Source organism: Advenella sp. EE-W14 (genome assembly GCF_012923605.1).
Taxonomy (GTDB): Bacteria; Pseudomonadota; Gammaproteobacteria; order Burkholderiales; family Burkholderiaceae_B; genus Advenella; species Advenella alkanexedens.
Genome location: NZ_JAAVNG010000009.1, coordinates 74,565 through 93,940, shown reverse-complemented (window position 1 = coordinate 93,940; position 19,376 = coordinate 74,565). Strand labels below are relative to the sequence as shown.

The 19,376-nt window shown below is 48.8% G+C and carries 16 protein-coding genes; 11 read left to right on the top strand and 5 right to left on the bottom strand.

Features of this window, described 5'->3' with window-relative positions; all coding sequences use genetic code 11:
* Positions 1-18: 18 nt before the first annotated feature.
* Both rdgB and rph read right to left on the bottom strand, forming a co-directional pair.
* Positions 19-624, bottom strand: coding sequence for an RdgB/HAM1 family non-canonical purine NTP pyrophosphatase (gene rdgB, locus HCX92_RS07755; protein WP_287811607.1), 606 nt, complete (start codon positions 622-624; stop codon positions 19-21).
* A 35-nt stretch (positions 625-659) separates the two neighbouring features.
* Positions 660-1,406, bottom strand: coding sequence for a ribonuclease PH (gene rph / locus HCX92_RS07750; protein ID WP_169294376.1), 747 nt, complete (start codon positions 1,404-1,406; stop codon positions 660-662).
* A gap of 133 nt (positions 1,407-1,539) precedes the next feature.
* Here rph and HCX92_RS07745 point away from each other — a divergent pair, with 133 nt between their 5' ends.
* The 7 genes from HCX92_RS07745 (at position 1,540) to HCX92_RS07715 (ending at position 10,591) form a co-directional block, all read left to right on the top strand.
* Positions 1,540-2,448: a YicC/YloC family endoribonuclease gene (locus tag HCX92_RS07745; RefSeq protein ID WP_169294375.1), complete on the top strand. Its 909-nt coding sequence runs from the start codon at positions 1,540-1,542 to the stop codon at positions 2,446-2,448.
* Positions 2,449-2,678: 230 nt separating this feature from the next.
* Entirely contained in the window at positions 2,679-3,761 is a 1,083-nt protein-coding gene (locus tag HCX92_RS07740; protein WP_169294374.1) for a porin, read from the top strand.
* 83 nt (positions 3,762-3,844) lie between these two features.
* Positions 3,845-6,769, top strand: a complete 2,925-nt coding sequence (locus HCX92_RS07735; protein WP_169294373.1) for a molybdopterin cofactor-binding domain-containing protein — start codon at positions 3,845-3,847, stop codon at positions 6,767-6,769.
* Positions 6,766-7,311: a (2Fe-2S)-binding protein gene (locus tag HCX92_RS07730; protein ID WP_169294372.1), complete on the top strand. Its 546-nt coding sequence runs from the start codon at positions 6,766-6,768 to the stop codon at positions 7,309-7,311. Before HCX92_RS07735 ends, HCX92_RS07730 begins: the two co-directional genes overlap by 4 nt.
* Positions 7,312-7,320: 9 nt before the next feature.
* Positions 7,321-8,616, top strand: coding sequence for a cytochrome c (locus tag HCX92_RS07725; RefSeq protein WP_169294371.1), 1,296 nt, complete (start codon positions 7,321-7,323; stop codon positions 8,614-8,616).
* Between the two features lie 344 nt (positions 8,617-8,960).
* Positions 8,961-9,944 (top strand): tripartite tricarboxylate transporter substrate binding protein, encoded by a 984-nt coding sequence (locus tag HCX92_RS07720; RefSeq protein ID WP_169294370.1) that lies wholly within the window; start codon positions 8,961-8,963, stop codon positions 9,942-9,944.
* A gap of 167 nt (positions 9,945-10,111) precedes the next feature.
* Positions 10,112-10,591: a tetratricopeptide repeat protein gene (locus HCX92_RS07715; RefSeq protein WP_169294369.1), complete on the top strand. Its 480-nt coding sequence runs from the start codon at positions 10,112-10,114 to the stop codon at positions 10,589-10,591.
* Between the two features lie 42 nt (positions 10,592-10,633).
* Here the strand turns inward: HCX92_RS07715 and HCX92_RS07710 are convergent, their stop codons facing one another.
* Both HCX92_RS07710 and HCX92_RS07705 read right to left on the bottom strand, forming a co-directional pair.
* Positions 10,634-13,777: a DUF3427 domain-containing protein gene (locus HCX92_RS07710; protein ID WP_169294368.1), complete on the bottom strand. Its 3,144-nt coding sequence runs from the start codon at positions 13,775-13,777 to the stop codon at positions 10,634-10,636.
* A 134-nt stretch (positions 13,778-13,911) separates the two neighbouring features.
* On the bottom strand, positions 13,912-14,673 hold the full coding sequence (locus tag HCX92_RS07705; RefSeq protein ID WP_169294367.1) for an SDR family oxidoreductase: 762 nt from the start codon (positions 14,671-14,673) through the stop codon (positions 13,912-13,914).
* A gap of 160 nt (positions 14,674-14,833) precedes the next feature.
* On the opposite strand from HCX92_RS07705, the gene gmk reads away from it, so the two are divergent.
* The 3 genes from gmk (at position 14,834) to HCX92_RS07690 (ending at position 18,039) form a co-directional block, all read left to right on the top strand.
* Complete coding sequence (gene gmk, locus HCX92_RS07700) at positions 14,834-15,472, top strand: guanylate kinase (protein ID WP_169294366.1); 639 nt, start codon at positions 14,834-14,836, stop codon at positions 15,470-15,472.
* Positions 15,473-15,511: 39 nt separating this feature from the next.
* Complete coding sequence (gene rpoZ / locus HCX92_RS07695) at positions 15,512-15,718, top strand: DNA-directed RNA polymerase subunit omega (protein WP_169294365.1); 207 nt, start codon at positions 15,512-15,514, stop codon at positions 15,716-15,718.
* Between the two features lie 206 nt (positions 15,719-15,924).
* On the top strand, positions 15,925-18,039 hold the full coding sequence (locus HCX92_RS07690; RefSeq protein ID WP_371808406.1) for a bifunctional (p)ppGpp synthetase/guanosine-3',5'-bis(diphosphate) 3'-pyrophosphohydrolase: 2,115 nt from the start codon (positions 15,925-15,927) through the stop codon (positions 18,037-18,039).
* Here the strand turns inward: HCX92_RS07690 and HCX92_RS07685 are convergent.
* Positions 18,036-18,707 (bottom strand): ABC transporter ATP-binding protein, encoded by a 672-nt coding sequence (locus HCX92_RS07685; RefSeq protein WP_169294363.1) that lies wholly within the window; start codon positions 18,705-18,707, stop codon positions 18,036-18,038. The two genes, HCX92_RS07690 and HCX92_RS07685, sit on opposite strands and share 4 nt — an antisense overlap.
* 55 nt (positions 18,708-18,762) lie before the next feature.
* Here HCX92_RS07685 and HCX92_RS07680 point away from each other — a divergent pair, with 55 nt between their 5' ends.
* The gene (locus HCX92_RS07680; protein ID WP_248290022.1) at positions 18,763-19,335 is read left to right on the top strand and encodes an arylesterase; all 573 of its coding nucleotides are present in this window, start codon (positions 18,763-18,765) and stop codon (positions 19,333-19,335) included.
* Positions 19,336-19,376: the final 41 nt, after the last annotated feature.

Genomic DNA, 19,376 nt, shown 5'->3' with positions numbered 1-19,376 from the left:
AATTTCTTTCATGATGGTTTAATTGGCCTGTAAATCGGCAAGCAGTTTTTTCAGGGCAATTGCCCGGTGACTTTGACGGTTCTTTACCTCGGGGGCGAGCTCGGCGGCGGTACAGCCCAATTCGGGCAAATAAAAATACGGATCGTAGCCAAAGCCATTGCTGCCTGCCGCCTGCATGGCAATTTCACCTTTCCAGACCCCTTGGGCAATAATGGGACATGGGTCAGCGGCGGACCTTACAAACACCAGCAAAGCGATATAGGCGGCAGAACGGTCGGTTTCATTTTCCAGTTGTTTTAACAAACGCAGATTATTGTTCTGGTCTGATTTTTCTTCACCGAACAAAGTGGCGTAACGCGCTGACAATACGCCTGGCGCGCCAGCCAGTGCATTAACGGTCAGACCGGAATCATCGGCAATCGCAGGCAGTCCGGTATACTTGCTGGCATGACGCGCCTTGGCCAGGGCATTTTCCACAAACGTGTCAAAAGGCTCTTCGGCCTCGGGCACAGCCAGCTCTCCCTGGGGAACCAGCTCTATGCCCAGAGGCTCGAACAATGCCTTGAACTCTTTCAGCTTACCCTGGTTATTGGAAGCCAGTACCACTTTTCCCTTGAAACTCACCACATTACGTCCTGATTGTTGTTACTTGATAATGATTAAACCGGCCATGCATCTTGTTGAACGCGCAACAAACCGGCAATTCCCTTTTCAGCCAGCATCAGCAGGCTATCCAGCTCCTGACGACTGAAAGGATGCCCTTCCGCGGTACCCTGAACCTCGACAAACTGGCCGCTACCCGTCATGACAACATTCATGTCGGCATCGCAGTTGGAGTCCTCTTCGTAATCAAGATCCAGAACCGGATAGCCCTTGTACATGCCTACGGAAATAGCCGCCACCCGGTCTTTAAGCGGGTTTTCGGTAATTTGCCCGGTTTTGAGCAGGTGTGAAACCGCATCAGCCAGGGCAATCCAGGCTCCGGTGATACTGGCACAACGGGTACCGCCATCAGCCTGGATCACGTCGCAATCAAGATGAATGGTGCGTTCTCCCAGTTTTTCAAGATCTATAATGGCACGCAGGCTGCGACCAATAAGACGCTGGATTTCCTGGGTGCGGCCACTTTGCTTGCCACGCGCCGCTTCGCGATCACTGCGGGTATGGGTAGACCGGGGTAACATGCCATATTCAGCCGTTACCCAACCTTTTCCCTGCCCCTTTAAAAAGGGCGGCACTTTGTCCAAGACGCTGGCATTGCACAACACATGCGTGTTACCCATCTTGATTAATACAGACCCTTCTGCATAAGGAGTGTAAGAACGCTCAACCTGCACTTTTCGCAAGCCATTGGGTTCTCTGTCTGAAGGTCGTTTGAAGTCTATTGTCAGATCATTGCCTGGCATGCTTTCACCTATGTAATTAACGTTGGTAACATTGTAGTATGAGGACATTGAAAAATGGAGTTTTCCTTATTTTCCGATGTGGATTAACATACCACAGCAACAAAATTCACCAACATATACTTTGGAAATATTTATGATTCAAAGCATGACTGCTTTTGGCAGCGCCCAGACCGAATCGGAATTGGGCACGATTACCGTCGAACTTAAAAGTGTTAACAGCCGCTATCTGGATTTGAATTTTCGCATTCCCGATGAATTGCGACAAACGGAAAACGGCCTGCGTGAACTGCTAACCGGTAAAATCAACCGTGGAAAACTGGAAGCCCGGGTTTCCTTCATAAAAAACCAGGATGCAGCTACGCTTTCAGTTGATCCCGCCCTGCTTCAGGCTATTGCCACCCTGCTGGCAGACGTGCGTGCCGTTATTCCCGACACCGAGGCCCCCAAACTGTCCGAACTGGTAAGCTGGCCCAGCCAGAAAGCCAAACCCGATGCCAACACCGAATGGCACAAACAGTGCCTGGAAACCGCCCGGCTGGCCATTGAAGAATTTATTACTGCGCGTAATCGCGAAGGCGAACGTCTTGCCAGCGCCATGCGATCCTACGCCACAGCCATGACCGGGATTGTTGACACGGTTGAAGCCCTTTTGCCCGAAGTACATGCCGAGTACCGCACAAAACTGGCCACCAAACTGCAGGAAACCCTGGAAGCGGCCTGCCCCAATGGCCTGCAACACCTGAGTGCAGAAGAACTGTCTGCCCGCATCGCCAGCGAATCGGCGCTATTTTCATTACGCATTGATGTGGAAGAAGAAATCACCCGCCTGCGTTCCCATATCAAAGAACTGCAATTGTTGCTGGATGGCAAAACCAACAGCAAACAAAGCACCGGCAAACGGCTGGATTTCCTGTTTCAGGAAATGAACCGGGAAGTAAATACCCTGGGTTCAAAATCCAGCTCGCTCGACGTTACCCAGGCTGTGATAAACCTGAAGCTTTATGTAGAACAGCTGCGCGAACAGTCGCAGAATATTGAATAGGCCCGATCAGCGCCTGCATGCCCTGCCAAACCAAAACATCACCCCATAATTGGCAGGGTTAATATTCCTTCAAAATTCAACAGATATTCAATTTAACAAAAAATTGATACACTCTAACCGACTGCCTGATCGATACCGATTCTGGCTTTACAACAAAGACATCTCAATCATCAATCACAATTAAAACATCCATCAAAAAAAGGGGCTGGATTCGTAAGGGGGCTGAATTCGTGAAAAAGAAACTACTTGCCATGACACTCATCATGGGTGTTTCAGGTGTCGCACAGGCACAACTCTCCGTAACTCTATATGGAACTTTAGATAGTGGCTTCGGGTACAAATCCGTAAAGAACAAAAACACCGGCACCAGAGACAAACAAGACGGCATGTTTAGCGGTGTATGGTCCAGCAACTCCTGGGGAATGAAAGGCAGTGAGGATCTGGGGAATGGCCTGCACGCCACCTTCAAACTGGAAAGCGGCTTTAACCTGGAAAATGGTGAAGGCTCCAGCAATCATTTCTTCAAAACCACCACCCTGGGACTGAGCAGTGAAAAATGGGGCAGCCTGACGTTTGGCCGTATAGGCAATTCCGTACAGGGTTATGCCGGCTTTATAGCCGGCCCGGATGATGAAGAAGGCTTGTCCGACATCAGCAACACCTTCAGTGCAGCGGGTTCAAATAAAGCAAACAACACGATCGTTTACACCTCGCCCAATTTCAATGGCCTTGACTTCTCGATTGGCTATTCCTCCAATACGCAAGGCGAACAAAGCACGGATAGTGACGATGACATCAAACTGATAACCTCGGCACTGGGCTACAACAAAGGTCCCTTGTCGCTGGCCCTGGGTTACGACCGCCTGAAAGCGGATAGCTGGCAAAAACCCGTGCATTCCTGGATCGTGGCCGGCAGCTATGACTTTAATGTACTGACACTTGCCGTGGCAGTCGGCCAGGATATCAATGGTCGTCAGTCCGGGTTGGGTTCTTTTGCGACCTCACCGGATTTCAAATACTGGAATTCCGGCTATACCAAAAACTTCAAAACAACAGGTTTTACCATCAACGCAACCGTGCCTGTCAACGCTGCTTCCAGTGCAATCGTGGGCTGGAGCACATCGCGCGCCAGCAAGGCTTTCAACGATACGTATAACCTGGATAAACGACAGCAAAACATCTATAGCGCAGGCTATAGCTATAACCTGTCCAAACGTACGTCACTGTATGCACTGGGTGCCTATGTCACCGGTTTCTCATACCAAAACGTAAGTGGAAAACAAATCATGGTGGGTCTGGACCATAGTTTTTAATTTTCCAGCTGTCGGTTCAATATATTTTTCAGGGGTTGGCCCAAAAAAACAAACCGACCCCCAATCAAGATCAGGAGCAGGCTGTGTCGAGATCGAATCAAAATAGTTTTTCCCGTCGGGACTTTATCAAACTGGGCACAGCAGGAGGTATTACCCTTCTTCTGGGCCGTTTACCAACAGCCCAGGCGCTAGAGGTGAACTCTGGACCAAGCACGACCGAATGGATAGGTCGTAATGGCAAACCCAAATTCCGCTGGGACGCCATACGCAAAGTCACGGGTCAAAAAAACTTTTCATTTGACTACCGTTCATGGGATTTGCCGGGCTGGCCCAAAGAACAGGGCTATGCGTTTATGCTGAAAGCCAGCGATGCCGAACATCGTTTTGAAGGCATAGACCTTAGCGTACTGGGCGATACCCTGCAGCCCGACACCCTGTTAATGCAAAAAGATTTGGCCAGCAAGGAACTGGAAGCCCCCACCAGCATGGGCAGCGGTTTCTATGGCAAACATATTTTGCTGCCGGTTGGTGAAACGGCTCCCCTGCTGGGACATCCGGTTGCCATTTTATTTTACAAAGACTTTGACCGCTTTGAGCAAGCCAAACGCAAACTCAGCTTTGAGAAAAACGCCGTCAAATACGGAGAGTTCACCGGCCCCAAACCCCCAGCCAATTACGGTGCCGGCCGATTCGTTCGAATAGGAGGCAAAAGCCCCTACGATCCCCCATTGTTCGCCCCTTTCCAGAATGGTTCCATCAAGGGTGGCTTTCATGGCAATGAGGTGATATGGCCCCCCTTTGAACCCGATCCTGAACTGTTCATCCCCGAGGTCATTAAAAGAAAACGGGGTAGCGGTTTCGAGGACTCCCTTCATGCATCCACACTGGACCCAAGCATACCGGCCCAGGCCATGGATGCCGCCATGGTAATTGCCGATGAAATTGAAAAAGCTCGCAGCAATCCGGATAAAATCGTATTGGAACGTCATGGCTTTTCGCAATCCATCGATCCCTGTGCCATGGAGCCCGACAACTGTACCGCCTGGTATGATGCAAGCACCCGCAGCCTGCACATCATTACCGCCACGCAATCACCGGCAGGTGTGGCCAGTGCGGCAGCGGCCATGGTCAAAGACAATACCCAGGCGCCGGTTGAACGCATCATCCTGTTAACGGGTTCTACCGTGGGCTATGGTTCCAAAGACTATTCAGTCTTCCCGTACTACGCCATTGCCGCGTGCCTGTACAGCGCAGGCATGCCCGTTCGTGTCGCCAATAATCGCTATGAGCAATTCCAGCTTGGTATGAAACGCCATTCTTTCGACATGAACGTCACCATTACGGCAGACCGCAAGACCGGTAAGTTCGACATCCTGAAAGGCCTGTATACATGTAATGGTGGCGGTCGCGAAAACCTGTCAGTGGCCGTTTCACACGTTGGCGCACGCGGCGCACAGTCTATTTACTATTTCCCCAAATCCGACCTGGCAACGGTAGCCATGGCATCCCGGGCCGTTGAAGCTGGCTCCATGCGTGGTTTTGGCTCTTTGCAAACCATGAGCATTACCGAAATCATGGTGGATGAAATCGCCAATGAATTAAAGATTGACCCCATTGAACTGCGCCGCCGCAATGCCCTGCTTGAAGGCGTACAAAACACACAAGGTGGTGTACAGGCCGGAGACCCACGCCTTTTGGAAATGCTGGACCTGGCCGCCAAACATCCCTTATGGACCAACCGCGACAAAACCAAGGCTGAATTTGATGCTGCCAACCCCGGCAAGCGATATGGCGTGGGCTTTGCCCAGGTGCAACAAGTGTATGGTTCAAGCGGTGATCCCAGCATCCTGGTGCTGGAATTTGACAGCAATGGCAAATTAAGCATGCGCCATTGCGCCCAGGAAATCGGTACCGGTGCAACCACTGCACAACAAGTCATGGTGTGGCAGGCCTTGGGCAAGGCACCCGATGACGTTGAATTTGGGGTGACGGAATTTCCGGAGCTGCCACTCAGGAGTGCCTGGGCCGACCAAAAACTGCAGGACGAATTTTCTAAAAACGACCCTTACTGGGTGCCATCCATCATCCCTGACATGAGTTCATCGGCCAGTGTTTATTACATTGGCTTTGCAACACGCCAGGCGGCCCGCTTCTTGCTGGAATTCACTCTCTGGCCGGCAGCACGCGCCATCTGGAGCCAAGGTGCCGGTGGCGGACCCATTTCCAGTTTTAATGTAGAGTTTTCCGACCTGCGCATCGGACCCGATGGTCTGGGCGGTGGCGGCATGAAGCCCATCCCCTTCGAAGTGCTGGCCCGCAAAGCCCATGAAATGGGCCTGATCACCGGAGTGGCGGTGCATACTTTCAGCCGTTGGGAGTGGGCACGTGCCGAATTTGACATTCCGGGCGTGGGCGTACGTAATCTCCCCATCGATGCACTGGCATTACGCTATGGTGATGGTGCGCCCGAACCCCTGAAAAAACGCATGACAACAGCGGGCTATGACTTCATCAAACGCATCAGTGCCACTTACCCCCCCGCCAAACGCAGCAGCGCCGGACCCACCACCTATACACCCGCCGCCTGCCTGGTTGAACTCAATGTGAACACATTTGACGGTCGGGTGCAAATCATGCGCCACCATTCACTGATGGATCCGGGCACCATGATTGTGCCCGAGCTGGTATCGGGTCAATTACAAGGTGGAACCGCCATGGGCATCGGTCATGCCTTAATGGAAGAACTGCCGCTTTATGAGGACGGTCCCGGTAACGGCACCTGGAACTTCAACCGGTATACATTGCCACGCGCCAAAGATGTGGCAGTATGGACCCAAACAGCCGACTACCTGCCACCTTTATCGGAAACTTCGCCTCCCAAAGGTCTGGCCGAACTGGGCATGATTCCCATCGTTGCCGCCATCAGCAATGCCATTACACATGCCATTGACAAACGTTTTTACGAATTTCCCATTACCCCTGACAAAATCAAGGAAGCGCTGGTATGAGCCTAGAAAAACGCCCCCTCACGCTCACGATCAATGGCAAAAAAATCGGGCCGGTTGAGGTACCGCTGGATATGCCCATGATCGACTTTCTACATGAGTACTTAAACCTGACGGGCACCCGGTTTGGTTGCGGCCAAGGCGTATGTCATGCCTGCACGGTCATGGAGGTCCATCCCGATGGCGCTTTATCAGAAACCCGCACTTGTGTATTCAGCGCCCACTACTTCAATAATAAATCCATTACCACCATTGAAGGCCAGGCCAAATACGATCCGCAAGGCAATCTGGAATCCCTCAGCCCCGTACAGCAAGCCTTTATCGACCATTTTTCTTTCCAATGCGGTTACTGCGCGCCCGGTTTTGTAGCAGGTGCCACCGTATTTATAGAAGGCCTCAAACGCCAGCCCGTCAAGCGGGCCAATTTGGAAAGCGCCATCGAAGAGGCCTTAAACGAGCATATCTGTCGTTGTACAGGCTATGTACGCTACTACGAAGCCGTCAAGGAAGTTGCCCTGGCAACGCCCGGCTGCGTCAAGGACTAAGGAGACACCATGCTACGCAAAATCATTCTCGCCATGATTCTCATCGTGGCCGTTGTTTGCATCGCTATTTTGTTGGGGACGTTTCGCAGCACCAGCGTTGCACCAGGTGTGGACACACCGCTTAGCGCAGAAAAGATGCAACAATTGATTCCACGTGGCCGTGAGCTGGCGATGGCCGGTGACTGTTTCGGCTGCCACTCACAACCCGAAGGACCTAAAGCGGCAGGAGGCGTTGCCATTGACACACCTTTTGGCACATTGTATTCCACCAATATCACCCCCGACCCCATCCACGGGATAGGCAAATACACGCGTGCTGACTTCCATCGCGTTTTACGTGACGGTCTTGCCCCTGACAACCGCAATCTGTATCCGGCCATGCCTTATATTTTCACGCATATCACCACGCCTGAAGATATTGATGCCCTGTATGCCTACTTCATGAGCATCCCTCCCATCGCTGTGGCCAATAAAAGCAATAGCGGAGTATTCTCCTTGCCTGTTCGCCCTTTCATGAACTTCTGGAACTTGCTGAACTTCCCTGACCGGAGTGTACCCGAACACCCCGGACGCTCGGATCAATGGCTGCGTGGCGCCTATTTGGTACAAGGCGTCGGGCACTGCGCCAGCTGTCACACCCCGCAAAATTTCATGATGGGCGTTGACTTTTCCCGTGATTTCCAGGGCGGTGAAATTAACGGCTGGGCCATTCCCAACATCACGCCCAACGCCCTGGCCAAGCACGGCTTTGATGTACCGACGCTCACGCAGTATTTAAGTACCGGCATCGCGCCGCAAGGCACCTCATTTGCCGACATGCAGACGGTCACGCACTTTTCCACCAGCGCCATGGACATCAATGATGTTCAGGCTATTGCGGTTTACCTGCTTACCGGCCCTGATGGCAAAATAGTACCTGCATCTGCACCTCCCCAACCTTTGGCCCAGGCAGAGCACCCCACACCTGAAAGTGAGATGGCAATCGGTAAGCGCACCTATCTGGCAGCCTGCGCCGGCTGTCATGGCAGTAACGGTGAAGGCATTCCCAATGTGACCCCTGCCATGCACGGCAATGCCACGCTGGCCATGGAGTCGGCCCGGGATCTTATTCGCGTCGTCCTTAATGGCATTCCCACCCGGACTTTCACAGGCAACCAGCGCATGTATGCCATGCCACCGTTTGCACATGAACTGGATGATAAAGAAATTGCGGACTTGGCTACCTGGATGCGTGCCGAATGGGGTGGCCAGGCCACTGCTGTCAATGTAGAAGAGATTCAGAAAATTTCACGCGCTGTTGACTGACACCGCACCCAACACTTGGGCAGTAAGCTGCCCTATCCGCAAAACCAACGTCGCCAGTGGTTGATATCCGCCACTGGCGACTTTTTTCTGCCATATACTTTTTGTTATGACAAGCAATAAGATTTCATTTCAAATTGAATCGCTACTCATTCATAATAGCGTTTGATAAAAATCAACTTACAACAACAGGCAGACATACTCCACCTCAAGACAGGCGTTCCAGCAAACCCGGATAGCTATAAAGCAACTTACAAAAAAACAAAATCATGTCGCCACATTAAAACCCACATTAAAAAATCCACTTTAAAGACAAGCATTTATACATTTTGGCATCAGGAGACCCCATGTTATTTTTCAAGAAAACCACATTCATCGCCGCAGCATTATCTTTTGCCTGCCTGGGCAATGCCGCCCAGGCCAACAGCGATTTCCCACAAAAAACAGTGACCCTGTACAGTGCGTTTTCGGTAGGCAGTGGCCCGGATGTTGTCTTGCGCATACTAAGCCAGGAGCTGGGCAAAATCTGGGGCCAACCGGTAATTGTAGAAAACCGTCCCGGTGGTGGTGGCTTCATTGCGCTGGAAGCCGTTAGCAAGCGCCCTGCCGATGGTTATTCTTTACTGCAACTGGACAGCGAGCATGTTTCTGCCCTGCCACACCTGTACAAATCGCGCAACTACTACCCACGTGAAAAGTTTGAACTGGTCGCCCCCTTGTTTTACACGCCTTTCATGATTGCCGTAAGCGACAAATCACCCTGGAAAAACATGACAGACCTTATTGAGGCTGCCAAAACCAAACCCGACAGCGTCACCTACGGTTCCTGGTTTGTAGGCAGCCCCGGTCACCTGGGTGGTGAATGGATAGACTCACTTACCGGCACAAAAATGCTGCATATTCCCTACAAGGAAGTCAGCCAGCTGTATACGGCCGTTGCCAACAGCGAAGTGGACTGGGCCTATGGCACAATTCCTTCCACCCGTCCGGTCTATGACAGCGGCAAACTGCGTTACCTTGCCATTGCCGCGCCCAAGCGACACCCCCTGTTCCCAGATGTCCCTACCGTTGCTGAAGCCGGTGGCCCCGCCGAACTGGATGTCAATTCAATTGTTTCTCTGCTGGCCCCCAAAGGCATTCCAGAAGAGGTACGTGACAAAATCCAGACCGATGTGGCCAAGGTGCTGTCCGATCCTGAAGTGATCAAACGCTTTGACTCTTTCGCTTTTGACCCGCTGACCTGGCCATTGAGCGAATTGGGACAACGCCTGGATCAGAAAGAGGAGACTTATAAGGGATTAATTCAAAAAGCGAATATCAGTTTGGATTGATACAAAGCCAAAATTGCCATCAGTCCGTTGTATATAAAAAGCATGATTTCGTGAGTTTTGTGATAATGTTATACCAAATGACAGCCATGCTTATGAAAGCTTCAATCAAAGCATTTATTCAATACCGAAGCACGAAATCTGCTTAATAACAATGAGAGTGATGTCGTATGTTACGTCGATTCATGATTGCTTTAACCCTGAGTTTATGTGCTTCGCCAGGAAACAGCGCTACAGCACAACCAAAGTCAGACTATCAAGCCATTTTCCAGAAAGCCAATCAAGGCAATGTAGAAGCCCAGTTTAACCTGGGTACCATGTACTACCAAGGTAACGGTGTCCCTCAGGATTATGAAAAAGCGCTCCATTGGTATCTAAAAGCCGCCGCACAAGGCGACGAAGATGCCCAGTATAATCTGGGCCTCATGTACACTTTTGGTAAAGGCGCCCCTCAAAATTATCCCAACGCCTATTACTGGTATAAAAAAGCTGCTGACAAAGGCTTGGCACCTGCCCAGGCAAATCTGGGCACCCTGTACGCCAATGGTCATGGTGTCCGTAAAAACCATACCAAGGCAAAAGAGTGGTTTGCCAAATCGTGTAACGAAGGTTTGCAAGATGGCTGTGATGCTTATCGAAACCTAAATTAAAAAAGGTCATTGAATGCTGGGCATTCCTTGCCCGTATTCCACCTAACCCACAGCTAACTTAGCAGCCTGATGCCACATAAATGGTGGCATGGGTGTTTTTAAACGCCAAGTAATGTTCATGGGCTGAGACCCGATGTGTGAAACATACTCGACCTCACCAAAATTCACGAACCCCATTGTTCGATTGTATTCATCTTTGGTTTGTTCTCGAACAAATAAAAATAACCGTTTTTTTAGTTGCCTGTGCTGAATATATGCCGCTCCCTTTCCACGATCTGGTCGTGCACTGTTTTGTGATTGCCAATGGAAAAGATGCTGATTAATTGCATAATCATGGTACATCGTTGTTGGCGAGAATTGTTTTTCATTTTTATTCAACGTCACAAACAATAATTCTATATTCTGATCTTTTAACTCAAGCACCCCTTCTCTGGCGGGTGCCTGCCGATCAAAGGTAGAGGCACCAAAAGCCACTAATATTTGTTCTCGCGCATATCGAGCATGAAGACTTAAAGGGATCCCGGGCAAACCAGGCATCTTATTTTGTTCATACTGAATTTTATTAAGTAAAAGCGTTAAAAAATCTGATAACTCATTTTTTAATGCTGGAATATTAAATACTTGCAAACTTTCTTGTAATTCTGAAAAGCCAATTTCAGCACCCGCTTTCTGCCAAAAATCATAGTGGCACATTAAAGCCATACGCGGGTTCATTTCTTCTTTCAACTTAAAGTCATGCTGACACAAGGTTCTTAAAAAATACAAATACTCATAAGCATCAGTACATAAAAACCGCGTTTTAATTGCTCTTTCAAAATGATTTAAAACAGATTGATTGATATTTTCGTCTGCATCAAGTTGATTTGACTTCAGTAATAAACCTGTAAAGCTTCCTAATTTATACAAATCATTCAGATCAATAAAAGGATAGATCTTTAAAAAATTAGCTAATGTTAATGGCAATGTTGTTTGCGATGGATACTGTCGGATCAAGCCCAAGAATCTGTTGGCGTTTAAACTAGCTTGACGGATATTTTTTAATACAATTTCCTGAGTGCGTTTAGTTAGCTCAATGCTACAGCCCAATGGAACATGTGGGAAACCGTGTTTGATTTCCTCTACAATCGACTTATTTGTTTTCCCCACCAAGGCACGAAACTTATTTGAGAAATCGTATTCAGGCCTTGAGTTCCCAATAAAATCCAGTACCGTGCAGCACTCTTTATCATCAGCCAATCGCAATCCACGCCCTAACTGCTGTAGAAAAACAGTCAAACTTTCAGTCGGACGTAAAAACAGTAAGGTATCAATTTCAGGTATATCTACCCCCTCATTAAAAATATCGATAACACAAAGTACATTAATTTGTCCAGATCGAAGTGCTTGTTGTTTCTGCTGGCGCTCATGACGATTATCACTGGTGAGTACATCACTAGGAATGCCTTTTAGCAAGAATTGTTGACACATATAATTAGCATGCTCTTTACTCACACAAAAAGCCAATGCTTTCATCTTGCTTGTGTCAGTAATAATTTCCCGCAAACTCCTGACAATCATATTCACGCGTTGTTGATTATGAGTATAAACATTGCTTAATTGTGCAATATCATACCGACCGCGACTCCAACTGATATTTCTTAAGTCGGTATCATCATCCACCGCAAAATATTGAAAGGGACTAAGATGACGTTGATTAATGGCTTCTGGCAATCGAATTTCGGCCGCAATCACACCACAAAAATCAGACAATATATCTATGCCATCATGTCTTTCTGGTGTCGCCGTTAAGCCAAGTAAAATATCTGGTTTAAAGTAGTCAATGACAGATCGATAACTACTAGCGGCAATATGATGAACTTCATCAATCACAATATAGTCGTAATAATCAGAGCTTAAGCATAAAGTAGATATCTGATTGTTTAATGTCTGAATCGAAGCAAATAGTTGGTGATAGTGCGCAGGTTGATAACCACCTACCCATATTTCTCCAAAATGACTGTTTTTAAGTATACCTCTATAAGCCTGTCTGGCTTGCTTCAAAATTTCTTCACGATGTGCAATAAACAAAAACTTCGCCTCAGGTTTTTGTTTTAAAAATCGCGCAAAGTCAAAGGCAGAAATCAATGTTTTTCCGGTGCCCGTTGCCGCTACAACCAAGTTCCTAAATCGTTGATGAAGCTTACGTTCCACCGACAACTGTTCTAAAATTTCTTGTTGATGTACAAAAGGTTTTATATCAAAAAAATGCTGCTCAACGTTACTCTGTATTCCACGAGCTTGTGTTAAGGCCTGCTTTAATTTACCAATACTTTCAGCTTGCCCATCAAACACCTCAAAGTCATTAGATGCCCAATACGTTTCAAACGTGCTGATTGACTTATTAATAATATGTGGAATTTCCTGAGAGGTAATCTTTAGATTCCATTCAAGGCCATTGGTTAACGCTGAGTGTGATAAGTTTGAAGAGCCTATATATCCCGTATTGAAGCCCGTCTCCCTTAAAAAAAGATAACTTTTAGCGTGCAAACGCTCACGCTGGGTGTTGTAGCTAAGCTTAACCTCGGTATTGGGCAAACTGGCCAAAAATTCAACTGCCTTGGCATCGGTGGCACCCATATAAGAAGTCGTGATTACTTTCAATTCTCGACCACTTCTCGTGAATGCCTCCAACTCCTTGCTAAAAATACGGATACCCGTCCACTTTATAAATGAAACAAGCCAATAAATCTTATCTGAAGACAGGATTTCTCTTTTGATTTCAGACTCTAACGACAATCCTGCATTACTACCGCTAAACAACTCACTTTGACTTAAACCTGTCAAAGGGAATATATCATCGATATATTTTTTATAATCTGCAGCAATCGGGTTCTCTTTCTCAAATAGCGCAGTAAGGATTTTTCCCTGACAATCAAGCAAATTATCCTCAATGAAGTCATCATCATTAAGCTTTTCTTTCAACCAAAGCAACAGCTCATTGGATAATAAAACTTGCTGCTGCACTTGATTTTCACCAGCAGGAATTGACGAAATAGCATACTCAAAAATATGACATAAAAACCGGGAAAGCCACATTGACGCTTCAGCAGGCTCAAGCGCTCGCTCCCCAATATAAAATCTGTCTCGATTTAAACGTCTTGTAATAAGTTGGGTAATAAGCTGCTCATAAATCCCGATCTGTTGCATATTATGTTTTGCTCTTTGCTAAAAGAAATCCATTGGAGTAAATCAAACAGTATATTCACCGCAAGCCATCATGTTTTCAGACCTCAGTGGCTTGCTTATGCCACAACTGTTCGATTCACCAAACGGCTTAAAGTCTACCCACGCCCCACAAACGGCATCTTCGTGGCCATAATCGTCACAAACTGCACGTTGGTTTCCAGCGGGAAATCAGCCATGGTACGAACGGTTTGGGCCACATGCGCCACGTCCATAATCGGCTCGGGCATGATTTCACCATTGGCCTGCAAAATGCCTTTCTTCATTCTTTCCGTCATATCGGTGCCGGCATTGCCAATATCTATCTGGCCGCAGGCAATATTATAGGCACGGCCGTCCAGCGAAATGCTTTTGGTCAGGCCGGTAACGGCATGCTTGGTGGCTGTATAAGCGATAGACATGGGGCGTGGTGCCGTGGCTGAGATAGAACCGTTATTAATGATCCGGCCCCCTTGCGGCTCCTGGTAGCGCATCACATGAAAAGCGGCCTGGGCACACAGGAACATGCCGGTCAGGTTCACATCCACAATCTCACGCCATTCCTGGGCCGAAAACTCGTCAATGGGTACCGCTGCACCACTTTTTCCAGCGTTATTGAACAATACATCCACCCGGCCATATTCGCGCTGGGTTTGTTCAAACAAGGCTTTTACTTCGTTTTCTTTGGTCACGTCGGTGGGGACTACCAGGGCCCTTACCGCATCCAGTCCGGCTGCGGTACGTGTTTGCTCCAGAACCTCCTGTCGTCTTCCTGCCAACACCACCCGATAACCCGCACTTAGCAATTCCAGAGCAACCGCCCTGCCAATACCGGAGCCCGCTCCCGTTACCACCGCCACTTTATGGTTTGAAATGCTCATTGTTATATTCTCCAATGTGTTTTATTTGGCATATGCTACCAAGAATGAAGCGGGCTGGCACCACTTGAGGGTATTTAACGCGGACTTTTTTCTGTTTATTTATTAATAGCACTTAATTTTTTGTTATCCTTGCTACTTCTAAAAAAATGGACTCGTCACCATGAAGAAATATCCCGGTAATGTATTTATGATTATCGCTCCCAGCGGTGCCGGAAAATCCAGCCTGGTCAATGCCCTTCTGAAAGAAGATACCGGTATTGAACTATCTGTTTCCTGCACAACCCGTCCCCCCAGACCGGGTGAGGAAAACGGGCGTGAATATCATTTCATCAGTGTGGAAGAATTCCAGGCACTTAAAGAAAACGATGACTTGTTGGAATGGGCAGAGGTGCACGGCAACTTTTACGGCACACCCAAAACCCTGATCAAGAAGGCCATAGCAGATGGCAAGGATATTTTGCTGGAAATCGACTGGCAAGGCGCCCGTCAGGTAAGACAGCAGTTTTCCGATGTCACCGACATCTTTATTTTGCCCCCCTCGATTGAAGAACTGAGAGTCAGGTTAACCCGTCGCGGTCAAGATGAACCAGACGTGATTGCCCGTCGCTTATTAGCGGCCGGCAGCGAAATTGCGCACGCGCCAGAGTGTGAATATGTTATCATTAACAATGATTTCGAGGTCGCCCTTCATGAGCTGAAGCAAATTATTGCTACGGCTCGTTTGCGCTATACAGCGCAAGCTGCAAGACACGAAAAGCTATTCGCCGATCTGGGTATTTCAAAAGCCTCTTCCCAGTAGGCCCACTATCATTTTTTCCAATATTTTTCAGGTTATCAAATGGCACGAATTACCGTTGAAGACTGTTTAAAACAAATTCCAAACCGCTTTAGCCTGACGCTGGCGGCCACTTACCGTGCACGCGAACTGGCCCAGGGTCATGAGCCTCGCCTGGAAAGCAACAAAGACAAACCCACCGTACTCGCATTGCGTGAAATCGCAAGCGGTGTCACCGGTCTTGAAATGTTGCGTAAAGTACCTACCTGAATCAACAACTGGCAAGGATCCACACTATGACTTTAAAAGGGATTAAAGGCGCATCCTCAACGATATTGCATGCGTTGCGTGCCGGGTCTCCCTTTAAAAGAAAACAGAAAGAATCCACCCAGTCAGCTGAATCAACTCAACTGACCACAGGCAAGGCCACACCGGCCAATGATCCGACCATAGCTTCATTGGCCACGCTTACCGAAATGCTGTCCAGCTACATGGACAGTAAAGACATTGAAAAAGTCCGCGAGGCTTACCGCTTTGCAGACCAGGCCCACTTGGGTCAATTCCGTTCCAGTGGTGCTCCCTACATTACCCATCCCATTGCAGTCACCGAAATATGTGCCGGATGGAAGCTTGACGTCAATGCCCTTATGGCTGCCCTGTTACACGATGTCATCGAAGATCAGGGGGTTCTGAAGTCAGAACTGGCTGAAAAATTCAACCCCGATGTGGCCAATCTGGTCGATGGCCTTACCAAACTTGAAAAGCTCAATTTTGCCACCAAGGCCGAACAGCAGGCGGAAAGTTTCCGCAAAATGCTGTTGGCCATGGCCAAAGACGTCCGGGTTATTTTAATCAAGCTGGCCGACCGCCTGCACAATATGCGAACCCTGGATGCGGTAGATCCAGCCAAACGCCGGCGGGTGGCCAACGAAACCCTGGAAATTTATACGCCTATTGCACATCGCCTGGGCCTTAACTCCCTGGTTCGTGAACTGCAAGACCTGTGTTTTGAGGCCAGCTCGCCCAACCGTTATTCCGTCCTGCACAAAGCCGTCATGGCAGCCCGGGGTAATCGCCGTGAGGTGCTTACCAAAATCACCGACAACATCACTACCGCCCTGCCAGCTCAAGGTATCGAAGCCGAAATTTCCGGTCGTGAGAAATCCCTGTTCAGTATTTATAAAAAAATGCGTGAACAAAAAAAATCCTTTTCCGATGTCTTGGATATCTACGGCTTCCGTATTATTGTTCATACCCTGCCTGAATGTTATTTGGCCTTGGGCGTGATTCATCAGCTGTATCGGCCGGTACCCGGTAAATTCAAAGATTACATTGCCATTCCCAAGCTTAATGGCTACCAATCTTTGCACACCACCTTGGTGGGCCCTTATGGCACCCCCATCGAATTCCAGATTCGTACCCGTGATATGGACCACATTGCCGAAAAAGGTGTGGCTTCTCACTGGATATACAAAAATGATGATCTCTCTCTCAACGACCTGCAAAAGCAAACCCATCGCTGGCTACAGTCGCTGCTGGATATCCAAAGTCAAACCGGTGACTCAGGTGAATTCCTTGAACACGTCAAGGTAGACCTGTTCCCCGATGCCGTTTATGTGCTAACGCCCAAAGGTAAAATCATCTCATTGCCACGTGGCGCAACACCTATTGATTTTGCCTATCTTATTCATACCGATATTGGCAATCATGCGGTTTCAGCCAAAATCAATGGTGAATTTGTACCTCTCAAGACTGAACTCAGCAGTGGCGACAGGATTGAAATCATCACTTCTCCGGCCTCTGTACCCAGCGCCCAATGGCTTAACTATGTACGTACCGGCAAAGCCCGTTCTGAAATTCGCCATTTCCTGAAAACGGTCAAATACAGCGAATCCATTCAGTTTGGTGAAAAGCAGCTTTTGCATGCCTTGCAAGAACTGAATATCCCCATGCCCCCCAAAGATGATCCGCAATGGGAAAAACTGGCCAAAAGTACCGGTGCCAGCTCGGTTGATGAAATTCTGGCCGATATCGGCCTGGGACGTCGTCTGGCTGCGGTTGTTGCACGTCGGTTCATTATCGATAACGAAATCCTGGCAACCAGTGCCGCCGTTATTGATGAAATGTCCGTTGCCAAAACAGGCACTATTTTCATTCAGGGTAACGAAGGTCAGGCGGCTCAACTTTCAAGCTGCTGCTGCCCCATACCTGGTGACCCTCTCATCGCCTGTATTCGTCCCGGTCATGGCTTGGTCGTTCATACCGAAGACTGTCCTACGGCCCTTCGCCAGCGCACCCGCGAACCCGAACGCTGGGTCTCTTCGGTCAACTGGGACAAGGAAACCGCCAAGCACTTGCCCACCCGTCTTGAAGTTACTCTCAAGAGTGAAAAAGGCGTATTGGGACGTATCGCGGCTCAAATCGCCACGGCTGACTCCAACATTATCCAGATGTCCATGAATGAAGAGGCCCTTGAAACCGCCACCATCCAAATTACCATTCAGGTCGATGACCGCAAGCATCTGGCCCGTGTAATCCGGCTGATACGGCACGTCCCACAGGTTACCAAGATCGTCAGGGTCAAAAGCTAGGCAACCACCTTGCCCGCCTGCAATACCAGCTGTTGCTGACAACGGCTGGCCAGCACCCCATCATGGGTGACCAAAACCAGGGTGCTTCTTTTTTCCTGATGCAACGCAAACATCAAATCCATAATATGGGTGCCGGTTGCAGCATCCAGGCTACCGGTAGGCTCATCGGCAAATAATATGGCCGGTTCAACCACAAAGGCCCGTGCCAGAGCCACACGCTGACGCTCTCCGCCAGACAACGTTTTGGGATAGTGATGAGAACGCCCGGAAAGGCCCACACGCTCTAACATGGCCCATGCCGGCTCTTTGGCCCGTTTGCCTTGCAGCTCCAAAGGAAGCATGACATTTTCCAGCGCTGTCAGATTAGGCAGCAACTGAAAAGACTGAAACACAAATCCCACATGATACGCCCGCAACTGGGCACGCTGATCCTCATCAAGTGAAAACAGGTCCTGTCCCATCAAGTGCACACTACCCTGACTGGGCACATCGAGCCCGGCCAGAATGCCCAGCAGGGTAGATTTGCCAGAACCAGAACTTCCGGTAATGGCCAGTGTCTTACCTTTTTCAAGCGAAAAGGAAATATCCTCTAAAATACGAAGCTGGCCATTGGCATCTTCCACTACTTTATTCAGACCATCAACTTCCAGGGCAAATATGTTTTTCATAAATCAACTACTCAAATTATGTCTGACGCTATTCATGTGTACCGCTGCTTTTCAAATGGCGAATGCACAAAACACCAGCAACAAAACGCTACTGGTTATAGGAGACAGTTTATCAGCAGAATATGGCATTGAAAGGGGCAAAGGTTGGGTGGAAATAATTAAATCCGATTTTCTGGGCGATGATGACAATTATGAAGTCGTCAATGCCAGTATAAGCGGCGATACAACCAGCGGTGGCCTTGCCCGTCTTCCCGCCCTGCTGGCGCAACACACACCCTCTGTGGTAGTTGTGGAATTGGGCTCAAATGATGCGCTGCGCGGTCTGTCACTGGAAGCGTCCAAAAGCAATCTGGCTAAAATGAGCGAATTGAGCAGGCAGGCACAGGCCAAAGTAATCATAGTCGGCATGCAAATTCCGCCCAACTTCGGACCTGTGTATTCACAACAGTTCAAGGAAATGTTTGCCCAGGTGGCGCAGGAACAGGATGCCCTGCTGGTGCCCTTCCTGTTTGAACATTTTGCGCTGGATAAAAACATGTTTCAGGACGATGGCATCCACCCGAACGAAGCCGCACAAAAAACCATGGCGGAAAATGTGTGGGCCGTATTGCAACAGGCCATTAACTGAGCAAGGTGAACCAGAAAACGCCCACCATCACTTGGAGGGGC